The organism is Clostridium thailandense (genome assembly GCF_019207025.1).
In the GTDB taxonomy this organism is placed as follows: Bacteria; Bacillota; Clostridia; order Clostridiales; family Clostridiaceae; genus Clostridium_AM; species Clostridium_AM thailandense.
This window is the reverse complement of record NZ_JAEEGC010000021.1, coordinates 75,997-92,665: the sequence shown is the minus strand read 5'-3', so window position 1 is coordinate 92,665 and position 16,669 is coordinate 75,997. Positions and strand designations below refer to the sequence as shown.

General features: G+C 32.0%; 16 protein-coding genes. All 16 read left to right on the top strand.

Annotated elements, in window-relative coordinates; all coding sequences use genetic code 11:
- Positions 1–152 precede the first annotated feature (152 nt).
- The 16 genes from I6U48_RS05025 (at position 153) to fliY (ending at position 16,652) form a co-directional block, all read left to right on the top strand.
- Positions 153–509, top strand: a complete 357-nt coding sequence (locus tag I6U48_RS05025) for a DUF1292 domain-containing protein (RefSeq protein WP_218319310.1) — start codon at positions 153–155, stop codon at positions 507–509.
- Between the two features lie 86 nt (positions 510–595).
- On the top strand, positions 596–1,237 hold the full coding sequence (locus I6U48_RS05020; RefSeq protein ID WP_218319309.1) for an HAD-IB family hydrolase: 642 nt from the start codon (positions 596–598) through the stop codon (positions 1,235–1,237).
- A gap of 408 nt (positions 1,238–1,645) precedes the next feature.
- A complete protein-coding gene (locus tag I6U48_RS05015; protein WP_218319308.1) occupies positions 1,646–2,467 on the top strand; it encodes an aminotransferase class IV in 822 nt (273 codons plus the stop codon).
- 68 nt (positions 2,468–2,535) lie between these two features.
- Positions 2,536–3,360, top strand: a complete 825-nt coding sequence (locus I6U48_RS05010; protein WP_218319307.1) for a PRD domain-containing protein — start codon at positions 2,536–2,538, stop codon at positions 3,358–3,360.
- Between the two features lie 55 nt (positions 3,361–3,415).
- On the top strand, positions 3,416–5,323 hold the full coding sequence (locus tag I6U48_RS05005; protein WP_218319306.1) for a glucose PTS transporter subunit IIA: 1,908 nt from the start codon (positions 3,416–3,418) through the stop codon (positions 5,321–5,323).
- Positions 5,324–5,591: 268 nt separating this feature from the next.
- Entirely contained in the window at positions 5,592–7,577 is a 1,986-nt protein-coding gene (locus I6U48_RS05000; protein ID WP_246615207.1) for a flagellar assembly protein A, read from the top strand.
- Between the two features lie 91 nt (positions 7,578–7,668).
- Positions 7,669–8,115 (top strand): chemotaxis protein CheW, encoded by a 447-nt coding sequence (locus I6U48_RS04995; RefSeq protein ID WP_218319305.1) that lies wholly within the window; start codon positions 7,669–7,671, stop codon positions 8,113–8,115.
- A gap of 22 nt (positions 8,116–8,137) precedes the next feature.
- On the top strand, positions 8,138–8,626 hold the full coding sequence (locus I6U48_RS04990) for a chemotaxis protein CheD (RefSeq protein ID WP_218319304.1): 489 nt from the start codon (positions 8,138–8,140) through the stop codon (positions 8,624–8,626).
- Between the two features lie 122 nt (positions 8,627–8,748).
- A complete protein-coding gene (locus I6U48_RS04985) occupies positions 8,749–9,813 on the top strand; it encodes a protein-glutamate methylesterase/protein-glutamine glutaminase (protein WP_218319303.1) in 1,065 nt (354 codons plus the stop codon).
- Positions 9,814–9,825: 12 nt separating this feature from the next.
- Positions 9,826–10,593 carry a CheR family methyltransferase gene (locus I6U48_RS04980; RefSeq protein ID WP_218319302.1) on the top strand — a complete coding sequence of 256 codons (768 nt, stop codon included), beginning with the start codon at positions 9,826–9,828 and terminating at the stop codon, positions 10,591–10,593.
- Between the two features lie 15 nt (positions 10,594–10,608).
- Complete coding sequence (locus tag I6U48_RS04975; RefSeq protein ID WP_218319301.1) at positions 10,609–12,666, top strand: chemotaxis protein CheA; 2,058 nt, start codon at positions 10,609–10,611, stop codon at positions 12,664–12,666.
- A 13-nt stretch (positions 12,667–12,679) separates the two neighbouring features.
- Positions 12,680–13,279 (top strand): chemotaxis protein CheC, encoded by a 600-nt coding sequence (locus I6U48_RS04970; RefSeq protein WP_218319300.1) that lies wholly within the window; start codon positions 12,680–12,682, stop codon positions 13,277–13,279.
- Positions 13,280–13,314: 35 nt separating this feature from the next.
- A complete protein-coding gene (locus tag I6U48_RS04965; protein WP_218319299.1) occupies positions 13,315–13,674 on the top strand; it encodes a response regulator in 360 nt (119 codons plus the stop codon).
- A gap of 377 nt (positions 13,675–14,051) precedes the next feature.
- Entirely contained in the window at positions 14,052–14,450 is a 399-nt protein-coding gene (locus I6U48_RS04960; protein WP_218319298.1) for a chemotaxis protein CheW, read from the top strand.
- Positions 14,451–14,485: 35 nt separating this feature from the next.
- Entirely contained in the window at positions 14,486–15,481 is a 996-nt protein-coding gene (gene fliM, locus I6U48_RS04955) for a flagellar motor switch protein FliM (protein ID WP_218319297.1), read from the top strand.
- Positions 15,474–16,652, top strand: coding sequence for a flagellar motor switch phosphatase FliY (gene fliY, locus I6U48_RS04950; protein ID WP_218319296.1), 1,179 nt, complete (start codon positions 15,474–15,476; stop codon positions 16,650–16,652). The genes fliM and fliY overlap by 8 nt, the downstream gene beginning before the upstream one ends.
- Positions 16,653–16,669: the final 17 nt, after the last annotated feature.

Here is a 16,669-nt window from a genome sequence, read left to right as displayed (position 1 = left end):
GAAACTTGCAGCAGAGTAATAAATATGAAGAAGGAGTGCTTAGCACTCCTTTTTTTAAAATAAAATATTTAAGTTAAATTAAAAAAAAACCTTTTATTATTGTGGAATTAAGGGTAAAATTAGAACATAACAGTAAAAGGAGGTAATATCCTATGGATAAGGAAAAATTACAAGATTGCGGCTGCGGCTGTGGAGAAGAAAGTACAGGTTGCGGTTGCGGAGAACATAACCATGAGCACGACCATGATTGCGGTTGTGGATGTGGCGAACATGAAACTTTGATAGTTGATTTAGAAGATGAAAATGGAAATATCGTTCCTTGCGAAGTAATCGATGGATTCCAATATAAAGAAAATGAATATGCTATAGTTCAACACCCTGAAAATGGATCAATATTCTTGTTCAAAGTAGTAGGGGAAGGTGAAGAAGGAGAACTTGTAATTCCAGACGATGAGGAATTTGAAGAAGTATCCGCTTACTATGAACAATTAGTAGATGAAGAAGAGTAAAAAAATTAGAGAATCAAAAGAAAGTCGATGCTAATAAGGCAACGGCTTTCTTTATCATGTAAACACTTCGAAAGAGGAGGAGTAACTTGGAAAAACTAGCTATATTTGATGTGGATTATACTCTAACAAAACGAGAAACCCTTATGGAATTCTACGCTTTTATGATAAAGAAGAGTCCTTGGCTTGTGATGCATGCTCCAAGAGCTGTTATATCTGCATTTCTTTATATGATAAAAATATTAGATTCAAAAACAGCAAAAGAAAATTTTATAGCATTTATAGGTGGAATACAGGAAGAAAGAATGCAGGAACTAGTAGAAGAATTCTATGAGAAAAGGCTTAGTAAGATAATTTATAAAGATGCTATTGATATGATTAAAAAACTAAAAGCTGAAGGCTATAAGATATATTTAATATCTGCATCAGCAGAATTTTATCTAAATGAATTATATAAAATAAAGGAAGTAGACAAAATAATAGGTACCGTATTTACAAGTTTAGATGGTAAATACAGCCGAAAAATTGCAGGACAAAACTGCAAAGGTGAAGAAAAGGTGAGAAGACTTATGAAGGTATTAAAGGAAGAAAATATAGAAGTAGATTTTAAAAATTCATATATGTTTTCAGATTCCTTAGCAGACCTTCCATTGTTTAATCTAGTAGGTAAACCTTATCTTATAAATTATAAAAAAAATCACGATAAAATAGAAAGACTTAATTGGAAGTAGTACTTATAGAGAAGTACCGCCGAAAGTAGACTCATCTTTCGGGATATGTTACCAAGCTTCAACACTATAAAAACTTTTAATCAATCTAAAGCTCAGTATTTTGAAAATCTAAGAACCTTTGATAAACTCGTACCTCAGACATATCAAAGGCTCTAAGATTTTCTAAAATACTTCGCTAAGATTGATAAAAAAGTTTTTAAATGTGTCTTCAGCTTTGGTAACATATCCCTACAGATAAATCTACTTTCTGGTTCCGTTCTATATAGGTAAACAGTTTACATTTTAAAATTGTACATTACCTTATAACCCGTGTATATATGGAGTTACGTATTGTATAATGCTTAAAATTGAAACTAAATATCTATATGTGTTGAATTTGAAATAGAACTTATGTAGGGAGGATAGGTCATGAGTGAATGCGTAAATAAATATTTTATATTTAATAATGAGGAAAGATCCTGTGAACAATTTGATGATAACTTGTTAAAGGGCGGAAAATCCTTGTATGAAGTAATAAGGATAATAGATGGAAAACCCTTGTTTTTGCAAAGACATTTAGAGAGACTTAAAAACTCGGCTAAATTAACTGATCTAAATATATGGTTTTCAGAAGATGACCTAAAGAATAAGATATATGAATTAGTTAGAATAAACGATACAAAGATAGGGAATATAAAAATAATATTTAAGTTTGGCGAAACTAATATATTTTTAGCTTATTTTGTAAAGCATCACTATCCTAATGAAGATGAGTATAGAAATGGTGTAAAAACAATACTATATCATGGTGAGAGGGAAAATCCTAATGCAAAGATTATAAACTTAAGTTTTAGAGAAGCTGTTAATAAAGAAATAGAAGAAAAGAATGCTTATGAGGCTATACTTGTGAATAAAAAAGGCAATATTACAGAAGGAAGCAAGTCGAATATATTTATGATCAAGAATGGTAAGGTGTTAACTGCACCGCTTATAGATGTGCTTCCTGGGGTGACAAGAGGGGTTGTAATAGAATTATGCAGTAAAATAGGTCTTCAAGTCTTAGAAAAAAATGTCGATTATATGAGCATAAAGGATTTAGATGGATTGTTTATTTCTGGCACATCGACAAAGATTTTACCAATAGGTAGAGTTGATGATATAAAATTTAACTCTGCTAGCAACAAAGTTGTTTTAGAACTCATGAAAAAATACGATGAAATATCTAAAGAGGATATTGGTAACTTCAGTTAAGTAAAACAAAATTCGAATTGGTATGGGGGATGTGGGCCCCAATATAAATCATTATTGGAGTGAAGTATATGGAATCCTTTAAAATAAAGAAAGTATTGAATAACAACGTCATTATAGCACAAAAAGATAAGGATGAAGTTATATTGGTTGGAAAAGGTATTGGCTTTGATTTTCCTAAAGGTACAGAAATACCTGAAGATAGAGTAGAAAATATTTTTATAAAGAAAACATCAGTGATAGGAGAAAATTATCAAAAAGTACTTCAGAGCATAGATAATAATATAGTTGGTGTTTCAGAAGAGATAATTCATTTTGTAGAAAAGGAACTTAATTCTAAATTAAATGAAGCTGTTCATGTGTCTTTACCAGATCACATAAGTTTTGCACTAAAAAGAATACAAAAGGGTCTAAACATTGAGAATCCCTTTAAAAACGAATTAAATGTGTTATATCCAACTGAGTATAAGTTAGCTTTAGCATCAGTTCAATTTATAAATAAAAGATTTAATACAAATCTCCCAGAAGATGAGGCTGGATTTATATGTTTGCATATAAGAGCAGCGCTTACACAAAGAGATGTGTCTGAATCTTTAGCATATACTAAAAAAATAAGTATAGTTATAGAACTAATCGAGAAACTTACAGGAAAGAGGTTGGAAAAAAATTCATTAGCCTATGTAAGGACAGTAAATCACATAAACTTTATGATAGAAAGAGCAGAAAAGAATAAACCTATAAAAAATGACTTATTACATATAATAAAAAAAGAAATGTATAGAGAATATAGTGTCGCTGTGAAAGTGGCATTAAAAATAGAAGATTTGTTTTCAGTAAAAATAATTGAGGATGAAATAGGGTATATAACTTTGCATCTAAAGAGAATTTCAGAGTAAGATAATTTCGAGAGATAGGTCTGTAAGTTTACAAAAAATACTAAGGAGAACGACAATGAAAAGGTTATTTGCTGCATTACAAAAAATAGGTAAGTCCTTGATGCTTCCAGTATCAGTGCTTCCAGCGGCAGGAATTTTATTAAGATTTGGTCAACCAGATTTGTTTAATGTACCATTCATCGCGAAAGCTGGAGATGTTATATTTAATAATCTTCCGATGATATTTGCCGTAGGGGTTGCTATAGGTTTTTCAGGTGGAGAAGGTGTTGCAGCATTAGCAGCGGTAGTTGGACAGTTAATATTTGAGGGGATTATGGGAATGACCCAAACCAATATGGGGGTAATAGGTGGAGTTTTAGTAGGTATTATTTCAGGAGTTTTATATAATAGATATCACAAAATAAGATTACCTCAAGTGTTGGGTTTTTTTGGTGGAAAGAGATTTGTTCCCATAATAACGTCAATAGTGGTAATTATCTTTTCAATGGTAGTAGCAGTTATATGGCCATCAATACAAAAAGACATCGACATGTTTGCAAGATGGGCATGCTCTTCTTATTTGGGACCAGCCTTTTATGCTGCGGGAAAAAGACTCTTAATTCCTCTAGGATTGCATCATATTTATTATCCAATATTTTTATATCAATTTGGCTCTTACGTAGGAGCTGATGGAGTAAAATATTTTGGGGATACCGCCAGATATTTCCATGGAGATCCTACTGCAGGAACCTTTATGGCATCAGAGTTTCCAATCCTTATGTTCGGGCTTCCTGGTGCAGCTATGGCTATGATAGCAGCAGCAAAACCGGAAAATAGAAGAAAGATTTCAGGAATAATGATATCTGCAGCTTTTGTGGCTTTCCTAACAGGTATAACTGAGCCTATAGAGTTTTCGTTTATCTTTGTAGCACCAATATTGTTTGCATTTCATGTAATTGCTGCTTTTTCAGCAGGTATTGTTACAGATTTACTTGGTATAAAACTGGGATATACCTTTTCAGCATCTGCGATTGATTACATAATAGGTTATAAGTTTGCAAAACACCCATTGCTGTTAATACCAGTAGGGCTAACATACTTTTTACTATATTTTGTCGTATTCTACACAGTTATTAGAGCCATGAATATTAAAACACCAGGTAGAGAAGAGGAAGAAACATTATTGTTAAAGTTTCAAGGTACTGACTTAGAAAAGGCAGCCTTAATACTAGATGCGGTGGGAGGAAAAGATAATATAGAAGTATTAGATTCCTGTATTACTAGATTGAGACTTACTTTAAAAGATCCTAACATGGTAAATAAAACTATGCTAAAGGAAAGTGGAGCATCTGGTATATTCGATGTGGGAGAAAATGTACAGATAATATATGGAACTGAAGCAGAAAGTATTAAGGATGATATAAAATCTATAATTGAAAATAGGGAACAGTATAGAAAAAGTATTACTAATATGCAAGACAGTATAGAATTATTAAAAGATAACTATGTGTATGGAAACAAAACTTCTTCTGAATTAGTTCTATTTAATCCTATAGAAGGAGAAATCATAAAGCTAGAAGAAGTTCCAGATATAGTTTTTTCTGAAAAATTATTGGGCGATGGATTTGCAGTTATTCCAAAAGATAATAAGGTATATTCACCTGTAGATGGTATTATTAGAGTGCTATTTCCAACGAAACATGCCATTGCCATAAAAACTGAAGAAGACATAGAAATATTAGTTCATATTGGAGTAGATACAGTAAGCTTAAATGGTGAAGGATTCACTACTCATGTTAAGCAGGGAGATAAAATCAGAAAGGGAGATCTTATGATTTCTTTTGATAAACAATTAATTGAGAAAAATGTTAAAAGCTTAATTTCACCAGTAATAATAACAAGTATGGATATGATATCTAAAATAGATACGGATTTCGGGTATGCAGCGAAAGGATCTAAAGTATCAAATGCATTTATCAGATGACAATTGTACTATGTCCTTTCAAAAATAGTACTGGCCACTATTTTTACTTTACGAATTAAAGTTTCAATTGAGAATGGTTCACATATATTAGGGAAACATGATATAATTAGTGTAAAATTCACCAATTGGAAGTTTATATGAACTATTACATAAAGAGTAATAAAAATATAACGATAATATAACAATCGACTATTTTTATACTAAAGAATAGTTTATTGTCAAATAATTTGCTGTATATTTGATTAATATCTATATGGAGGCGATAATTATGGAAAAGTTATACACTGAATCTTCATTAGAAAAATGCATTAAAGCTGCCAGTGAGGAGCTTGGTATATCTGAGGAAAATATAAAATATGAAATTGTTGAAGAGAAAAAGTCTTTATTTAGAAAAAGAATAACTATATCAGTAAAAATGAAAAGTGAGAATTTATCGGAAGAGTTAGGTAGACAAACAGATGATGGTGAAAATAATGAAAATATTATAGAATTAAATGAAAATGACGGTACAGTAAGTATAGTTAATGAAAAAATACAAGTTACAAACCCAAAAGCTGGTGGAGAACCAGCTTATATAATAGTAAGAGGAAATACTATAAATGTAATGGCAGATGGTGAAATAGTACAAGATAAAAAAAGTGTATTTGAGGAAAGTGAAATTAAAATTATTTTTCAAGAAAATGAAGCTAAAAGAGAATTAAAAATATCCATATCAGAAGATAAGCTAGAAGCCTATGCTACTGTAATTTATATACCACAAAAAATATATAAACTTAAAGACAAGGCTAAAAGTAATAAAATAACAATAGAAGCAGAAATAGAAGCACAAGTTAATCCTACAAAATATAAAGTTGAGGAAATTAAGCAAGAGTTATCAAATTTGAATATAGTCTATGGTATAATAGAAGAAAACTTGAAAAAATGTGTTGAAGGTTGTAACGAAAAGATTTTAGTAGCAAAGGGTGAACCAGTAGTTAATGGAGAAAATGATTTTATAGAAATAAAATTTAAACAAGAAGAAAGCTATAAACAACTAAAAGAAGATCAAGTTGGAAATGTAGATTTTAAGAGTATAGGAGCTATAGAGGCTGCGCATAAAGGGGATATATTAGCAGTAAGACATGATGGACAAGAGGGACGGGATGGAATTGATATTACAGGCAAAAAAACAAAATATAAACCTGGTAAAAAGCTGAAGATAAAAGTTGGAAATGGTGCAATAGTACAAGAACAAAATATAATTGTAGCGGACATAGATGGAAAGCCTTGTGTGAAAAGTAATGTGTTTTATGTATATCCTGTCCATGAAATTAAATCCGATGTAGACTTAAAAACAGGAAACATAAAATTTATCGGAGATATAATTGTATATGGCAATGTAGCTGAGGGCATGGAAGTAGAAGGTGGTAATGCAGTTGAGATTGGAAAAGATGTAGAAAGAGCTTTTATAAGAGCAAAAGGAAACATTTCAATAAAAGGAAATGTAATTGCTGCCAAAGTATTTGGTGGCGGAGATGATGTTGAAAAATTAAAGACAATAAATGACCTTGAGCAGTTAAAGGAAATTGTAAATAATATAATTACTGCTTCGGAAGAAATAAAAAAATATAATCTACTTGGTGAGAATAAAAAAGATGGAGAAATAATAAAGGTTCTCATTGAAAATAAATTTAAGTTATTGCCTAGAATATGTTTAAGCGTGATAACACACTTAAACATACAACATGATGAGTTTACGGAAGATGATTTAGTTAATCTTATAAAATGTAGACTTTTAGGAATGGGGCCAATTAGTATAAAGCATTATTCAGAACTAGAAGATATAAGGAACTCAATAGAAGAAAAACTTGTGTATTTGAGAGATACATTAGCTCTCCCTGTAAATGTTCAAATGTCATATTGCCAAGATTCTAATATACAAAGTTCTGGAGATGTAATTATATTTGGAAAAGGTGAATACATATCAGAAATAACAGCAAATGGAAGCATATATATTTTTCAGGATAAAAGTGTGGCAAGAGGAGGAATCCTAAAAGCTAAAAATGAAATTAAGTGTAAAGTTGTTGGAAGTACAGCAGGGGTGTCTACAAAACTAAAAGTTGAAAAAGAGGGACATATATGGGTAGATGTGGCTTATCAGAATACAGTTTTTGTGGTTGGAACAAGAGAGTTTATATTAGACAGTCCAAGTAAAAATGTACATGCATATTTGGATTCTTCTGGAGATATAGTAGTAGATAAATTTAAATTATAGGAAACTGCAGCATAAAAAATGCTTATTATATATAAATATAGAGAGAAAAAATAGCCTAATTTATGTTAAAAATTAATAAGGAGGAATTATAATGGATAGCAATGAAGTTAAAGTACTGATTTTTGGTATAAATGGAGAGTATTATGCGACAGACATCATGGAAGTTGAAAGAATTTTAGGCTATGAAAAACCAAGAAAACTTCCAGATTCACCGGAGTTTGTACAAGGTGTTATTAATTACGAAGGGAATATTCTGCCTATAATATCCCTTATAAAACGATTTGGATTAGAAGAAGAAGAAATTAAAAATGATGCAAAGATAATAGTTGCAAAGCAGAATGAAGATAAACTTGGAATAGTAGTTGATGTAGTATCAGAAGTAAAAGATGTAGATGCAAAAAATATAGAGGCAGCACCAGATATAGTAGCAGGAATATCTAGAAGATATATAAAAGGGCTAATTAAAACAGATGGAAAGATAATCATATTTTTAAACCTTGGTACTATACTCACAGAAGAAGAAAAAAAGCTTATATAGCGTGAAGTGAAGGGTGCATACTATGGAAAAACGAGAAATAAAAGTAGGAATAGCAGACATGAATGTTGCAACATCCCCAGATAAAATTATAACCGTTGGATTGGGTTCCTGCATAGGCATAGCCTTATACGATAAAACAAAAGCCTTAGGTGGTCTAGCTCATATAATGCTGCCTGATAGTACTCAATTTAATAATGTAACCAATCCTTTAAAGTTTGCAGATTTGGCAATTCCTCTATTGATAGAAAGACTAGAAAAGATGGGGGCTTCTAGGAGAAACTTGAAGGCGAAGATAGCTGGAGGAGCTTCAATGTTTAACTTCTCTGACAAAAGTATGATTATGGATATAGGAAATAGAAATGGCATAGCTGTAAGAAATACATTAAAAGAATATTCTATTCCCATAGTCGGAGAAGATACTGGAGGAAACAAAGGAAGAACTATGATTCTTGATACTACTGATGGCGTAGTACAGATAAAGACTGTAGGTATGGGAGTTAAAGAACTATAAATAAATTGACAAAGGGCAAAGGACAATTTTTGATGCTTTGACAGAGTTAAAACAGCTAATTAAAAAGTATAATTCATTGTCAATTGTCAACTATCAATTCTAAAGGATGGAGGGATAACGTTTTGGGAAAAATTAAAGTTTTAGTGGTAGAGGATTCAGCTTTAATGAGAAAAATAATTTCAGATATGATAAATGAGCAAGCTGATATGGAAGTTATAGATATAGCAAGAAATGGAGAAGATTTGTTAGAAAAGCTACCTAAAAATGTTCCAGATGTTATAACCTTAGATGTGGAAATGCCAAAAATGGATGGAATTACTGCTCTTAAGGAACTGAAAAAATTAAATATAAACATACCTGTAATAGTTTTGAGTAGTATCACGAATAAAGGTCCTCAACTTACAATGGATTGCCTTGCAGCTGGAGCTTTTGATTTTCTACCAAAGCCATCAGGAGCTATATCATTAGATATTAATAAAGTTAAGAATGATTTAATACAAAAAATAAAATTAGCTTATGAGAAAAAAATATCTATAAATCAGTATAAAGCAATAACCAAAAATGTACAGACGGAGAGGAAAGTCGTGGGAAATAAAAACATTAAAAAATTGGGTACTGGCAAGATTGAAGCTGTAGTAATAGGTGCATCTACAGGAGGTCCTAAGGCTTTATATGCGGTAATAACAGCTTTGCCAGAAAGATTAGGGGTGCCAGTTTTTGTAGTGCAGCATATGCCAGTTGGTTTTACCAAGGCTTTTGCTGAAAGATTAAATTTAAATAGCAAAATAAAAGTAGTGGAAGCTGCAGATGAAATGAATATAGAAAATAATACTGTATACATTGCACCAGGAGGTTTTCACATGGAGGTAGGCTCAGACAATAAAATTCATCTGAACTCAGATCCAACTTTATGGGGAGTACGGCCAGCAGTAGACAAATTATTCGTATCCGCATCTAATACATACGGATCCAAAATTATAAGTGCAGTTCTAACAGGTATGGGTAGAGATGGTGCTCAAGGAACAATAGAAATTAAAAAAAATGGAGGTATTACAATATCAGAAGACAAGTCGACATGTACAATATATGGCATGCCTAAAGCCGCCTATGAGACAGGCATGGTTGATATGGTATTACCAATAGATAACATAGCAAAAGAAATAATAAAAGTAGTGTCAGCAATATAGGGGGTAAAGCTTATGGATATGTTGCAATTTGAGCAGTGGGTTCTTAAAGATTTTGGTATTAATTTGTCTGCTTATAAATCAAATCAGCTTCATAGAAGAATAAACAGTTTGATGGCAAGGGTGGGCGTAGGAACTATAGATGAGTACGTAGCGCTTTTGAAAAAGGATCAATCTCAGAGACAAAAATTTCTTGATTTCATAACCATAAATGTTTCTGAGTTTTTTAGAAATCCAGAAATCTTTGAAGACTTAAAAGCTAAATTAAGGGATGAACTTCTAAAGAACAGAAGTTCTATAAAAATATGGAGTGCGGCTTGTTCTATTGGAGCTGAGCCTTATTCTATAGCAATGTATCTAAATGAACTTTCACCAAGTGTGAGTCATAAAATAATTGCTACAGATATTGACAGCACTATATTGGAAAAAGCAAAGAAAGGAGAATATGTTGTATCTGAAATTAAAAATGTTAAACAGGATTATATAAATAAATATTTCACTGTACAAGGTGATAAATATATTATAAGTCCTAAGATAAAAAATATGGTTACATTTAAGAAACATGACTTAATACTAGAAAATTATGAAAAAGATTTTGATTTAATTGTATGCAGAAATGTGGTAATATATTTTAATCAAGATGTAAAGGATGCAATATATAAAAAATTTAGTCAATCGTTAAAAAAAGGTGGATTACTATTTGTGGGAGCTACTGAAAGTATATATAATTATAAAGACTATGGCTTTGAAAAAGCTTCTACATTTATATATAGGAAGCTATAAGGAGGGAATTTATAAATGGATACATCACAGTATTTATCTATGTTCTTAGAAGAATCTATGGATAACTTGCAAACTCTAAATGATTCGCTACTTCAACTTGAACAAGAGCCAGATGATATAGATAAATTAAATGAAATATTCAGAGTAGCTCATACAATCAAGGGAATGGCAGCTACAATGGGATTTAATGAAATGGCAGAACTTACTCATAAAATGGAAGATGTTTTATCAGAATTTAGAGAAGGTCACCTTAGAGTAACTCAAAAGGTTGTTACTGTGCTGTTCAAATGCCTTGATACCCTTGAGCAAATGGTGAACAACATATCTGATGGGGTAGATGAGCAGATATCAGTAGAAGAAATAATAAATGAGCTTGAATCTATTGCTGACGGAAAAGAAGAGAAAATTGAAGAGAATGAAGCTACCTCGGAAAAAGAAATTGATGATAATCAGGAAAATGGAAAAATAGACTCTTCCATAGAATTGAATGAATATGATATAAATATAGTTAAGCAAGCTAAAGACAGAGGATATGAGTCTTTTGCATTGAAAATATTTTTAAGCCCAGATACGTTATTAAAATCTGCAAGAGCATTTTTGATATTTAAAAATCTTGAAGATTGCGGTGAAATAATAAAATCTATACCAAACACAGAGGATATAGAAAATGAAAATTTTGATTATGAAATAGACTTAGTATTTTTATCGACTAAGAAAAAAGAAGAAATATATGATATTTTAATAAATATATCTGAAGTAGAGAAAGTTATAATCGATAATGTAGATGTAAAGGCAGAACAAGCGAAAAAAATTGAAGAGGTAAATGTAAAAGAAGTAAAGGCTAAGGTTGAAAAGAAAGAAACTAAGACTATAGAGCCAAAACCAGCTTCAGATTTAGGACAAGTAAAGACTAGCAAAACGCCTCAAAAAGAAGCTCATAAGAAGACTCATCAATCTGTAAGAGTTGACTTAGATAGATTAGACAAGTTTATGAATATGGTATCAGAATTAGTTATTCACAGGACAAGATTAGAGCAGATAAGCACTAATTATAGACTAGGAGATTTAAATGAAACCCTAGAACAAGTTGCAAGAACTACTTCTGATCTTCAAGATCTAGTTATGAAAATAAGAATGCTTCCACTCGATACAGTATTCAATAGATTCCCAAGGATGATAAGAGATTTATCAGTAGAACTTGGAAAAGAAATGGAGCTTATAATCCAAGGGGCAGATACAGAACTTGATAGAACTGTAATAGATGAAATAGGAGAACCGCTTATTCATTTAATAAGAAATGCTGCTGATCATGGTATAGAACCTAAGGAAGAAAGAATTTTAAAAGAAAAAGATCTTGTAGGAAAAATAAAATTAATAGCTTATCAAGAAGGCACAAAAGCTGTAATTAAAGTTGAAGATGATGGATCAGGAATCCCAGTAGATAAAGTAAAAGCAAAAGCTGAGAAATTAGGCATAAATACAGAAGGTATGTCAGACAATGATATTAGAAACTTAATATTTATGCAGGGCTTTAGTACAAATGAGCAGGTAACAGATATTTCCGGTAGAGGCGTTGGTATGGATGTTGTAAAAACAAAAATATCAGCTCTTGGAGGAACAGTAGATGTAATAAGTGAAAAAGATAAAGGATCAAGCTTTATAATAAGACTCCCACTTACACTTCAGATAATTCAAGCTTTACTTGTGAAAGTAGGAGAAGAAACTATGGCTATATCCTTAGGTTATATTGACAGGGTTATTGACTATAGTGATGATTTAGTGAAGAAAACTAACAATAAAGAAGTTATAATCTATAATGGAAATGTAATACCACTTATAAGACTCCACAAGAGATTAGATCTTGAAAAATCTAATGCTCAGAAAAACTATATAGTAATAGTTAAGGTTGGAGAAAAGACTGTAGGATTAATGGTAGATGGATTATTTGGTCAAAAAGAAATTGTTATAAAACCACTCGGAAAGACATTGCAAGGCTTGAAAGAATATATAGGAGCAACTATACTAGGAGATGGGCTAGTAACATTAATATTAGATGTTGCTGCTTTAGTGTAAGGAGGTAAAAGGGATGACCTATCAAGATCTTACGGCGATGCAGCTTGATGCATTAAGAGAAGTAGGCAATATAGGTACAGGCAATGCAGCAACAGCTCTATCACAGTTAGTAAATAACAAGATAGACATGACAGTGCCCGCAATAAATATAGTACCATTTGATGATATTTTCTCCAGTATAGGTGGAGATGAAATAGTTGTAGGAGTTATTGTTAGAGTACTTGGAGATACTCCAGGAAATATATTATTCGTGTTTGATAAGGAAACTGCCTTGACATTAGTTGAAAGATTAACAGGGCAAAAAGAAGAATATCTAAGTGAAATGGGAAATTCAGTTGTACAGGAAATAGGAAATATAGTTTCTACTTCATATATGAATGCAATTTCAAAGTTTACTGGGCTAAGTATAACGCCTTCTGTTCCGGCAGTAACCTATGATATGCTTGGGGCTATACTTTCTACAACATTTATTGAATCAGGACAGTTTGATGATTATGTACTTGACATAGAAACGATGTTTGTACAAGATAATGAAGAAATTAAAGGACATTTTTATTATGTACCAATGCCTGGGTCATTAGAAAAGATGCTAAGCACACTAGGCGTATTTTAATAACATTAGGAGTAAAGAAATTTGGAGGGAATAAAATGGCTAAAATATTAATTGTTGACGATGCTGCTTTTATGAGAATGATGATAAAGGACATATTAGAAAAGAATGGATTTGAAGTAGTTGGAGAAGCAAATAACGGATTAAAAGCTGTGGAATTATATAAAAAGGAAAAACCAGATGTAGTAACCATGGATATAACTATGCCAGACATGGACGGTATAGAAGCAGTAAAAGCTATAAAAGCATTTGACCCAGGAGCAAAAATAATAATGTGTTCTGCAATGGGACAACAGACAATGGTTATGGATGCTATAAAGGCTGGAGCAAGAGACTTTATAGTAAAACCGTTTCAGCCAGATAGAGTACTTGAAGCAATAAAGAAAATTACTGGATAATGTAAAAATAATAGGTCATATTATTTTTAAGAGGACAGAGGACAGAGGACAATGGACAGTGAGTGAAGGAGGATTTTTCTCCATTACACTACGAAAAATCTTTAATTTAGTTTTACCTTCGGTAAATAAGGTTTAATTAAGCTATGATTAATTAAACCGATGAAGTTTCACTTTAGTGAAACTAATTCATAAGAAATAAATTAGTTTTCTGACGTAAGGAAGAAAACTCACATTCATTGTCCTCTGTCCTCTGTCAATTGTCCTCTTATAAAAATTTAATATATTGTTTAATATAAAAATAACAATTATTAAACTATTTAAAAGTTTTACTAAAGATATTAAAATTTTATACGAAAAATATTTTGGAGGTGACAACCATGCAGGTTGTTATATTTAAGCTAAATGAAGAACAGTTTGCAGTGGAAACTGGAAAGGTTCAAAGTATAAATGATGCAATGGAAATAACGAAGGTTCCAAAGGCGCCGGCCCATATAAAAGGTCTTATAAATTTAAGAGGAAATGTGATTTCACTTTTAGATATAAACCTTTTATTAGGTACTCCAAAACAAGATGAAAAGCAAAACAATATAATTATACTTGAAATGGAAGATGAATTAGTGGGAATTACTGTAGATCAGGTTGATGAAGTATTAGATGTTGAAGAAGAATTAATTGAAAAAATTAGTGATGGAAAGAAAGCTTATATTGAGGGAGTTATAAATTTTAAAGACAGAATAGTAACACTAATAGATATTGATAAACTGCTTTCTAGTTAGAAATTGCACTAAACATTTAGAAATGAGGGAAAATAATGGCAGATGTATTGTCACAGAGTGAAATAGATGCCCTTTTAGCTGCCTTATCCGCTGGAGAACTTTCTCCAGATGAAGTGCCCAAAGAAGAAGAAAAACAAAAAGTAAAACCATATGATTTTAGAAGTCCACAAAAATTTTCAAAGGACCATATAAGGACTTTAGAACTTATTCACGACAATTATGCCAGAATAATTTCTAACTATTTAACTGCACAGGTTAGGATGAATGTAAAAGTAAAAATAGAATCTGTACAGCAAATAACCTATGAAGAATTCATTCATTCAGTTCCAAATCCAACTATATTAACAGTATTTAGGATGCCGCCTTTAAGTGGTTCTGTACTATTTGAAACTAATCCGGCTTTTGTTTTCCAGGTAATAGATGTGTTACTTGGAGGAAGTGGAATGGGCAAGATTAAGAATAGAGAATTTACAGATATAGATAAGAATATTATAAAAGTTGTAAACTCAGGACTTATATATAATTTAAAACTTGCCTGGGAAGATGTACTTGAGGTTCATCCAGAAATAGAGGGACTTGAAACTAATCCAGCGTTAAACCAAACCTTAGCACCTAATGAGCCGGTAGCACTGATTACTTTTTCGGTTGAAATGGGGAAAAGTAGTACATTTATAAATATATGTATACCATATTTAAGTATCGAGAAGGTGCTGGATAAATTGGTCGTACAGTATTGGTTCCAGGAGAGTGATGAAGATGTATTGCAGTCTTCAAGAGAACAGTTAAGAGAAAGACTTAATATAATTGATGTAAAACTCACTGCTGTGCTTGGAAGTGCAAGTCTTACTGTAGATGAATTTTTAAAACTTGGTGTAGGTGACGTGGTAACGTTGAATGAAAAAACAAGCAGTCCTGTTAAATTGGTAGTGGAAGATGAGCCATATTTCTATGGAAAGCCTGGAATACTAGGCAAAAATATGGGTGTTGAAATACTAGATATTATAGATAAGGATGTGGAAAATTATGGGTAATGGGTTTCTTTCACAGGAAGAAATAGATGCGCTTTTAAATGGAGGAGACACTCAATCCAGTCCATCAGAAGAGCCGGTTAATCAAGAAAAGCCAGCAACAGAAGATGTGCCAGAATTATCAGATGTGGAGAAAGACTTACTTGGAGAAATAGGTAATATATCTATGGGATCAGCATCTACTGCACTATCTACAATTTTAGGCCAGATGGTTAATATAACTACTCCAATAGTAAGTGTAACAAGATTAAAAAATCTAAAGGAAGAGTTTGAAGTTCCAAATATTGCTTTAGAGGTTAAATATACCAGTGGTATTGTAGGAGAAAACCTTCTTGTAATGAGGGTACCAGATGCTGCTGTAATTGCAAATCTAATGATGGGTGGAGACGGAAATGTAGCTGAAGGATCAGGTGGACTTTCTGAAATAGAAATAAGTGCAGTATCCGAGGCTATGAATCAAATGATAGGTTCAGCAGCAACATCCATGGCAACAATGTTTATGAGGGAAGTAAATATATCACCACCAATATCAAAGGTTTGGAGTGATCTAACGACTCCTTTATCTGATAATATTTCGGAAGAGGAAATTGTTGTAAAAGTATCCTTTTCTTTAACCATAGGGACTCTTGTAGATAGCCATATAATGCAATTACTTCCAATAGCTACAGCTAAGAAAATAGTTGCAATAATGATGGGACAGGAAGAAGCGGAAGAGCCAGTGGCAGAACCAGTAAGTCAGTTAAAGACTCAACCAGTGAGTCAGTCTAAGTATGCTGAGCCAGAGCCACAGGTTGCATACACTCAGAGTTTTCAGGAAAAGCCTGCAGAAGTTCCAAAGCAGCCTCCTGTAGAAGTTCACCAGGCGACATTCCAGCCATTAAGTCAACCGCAGTCAGTTTCTAAAGGAATGCCTAAAAATATAGATTTAATATTAGATGTACCTCTTGAGATATCTGTTGTACTCGGACGTACAAAGAAGAATATAAAAGAAATTTTAAATCTTGGCACTGGATCTCTTATAGAACTTGACAAATTAGCAGAAGAACCTGTGGAAATACTTGTAAATGGAAAAAAAGTTGCTTATGGCGAAGTTGTAGTAGTTGATGAAAACTTTGGTGTAAGAATTACGAGCATAGTAAGTAATGAAGATAGAATAAAATCTTTAGGAAGATAAAAACAGCCTTGTTTAGG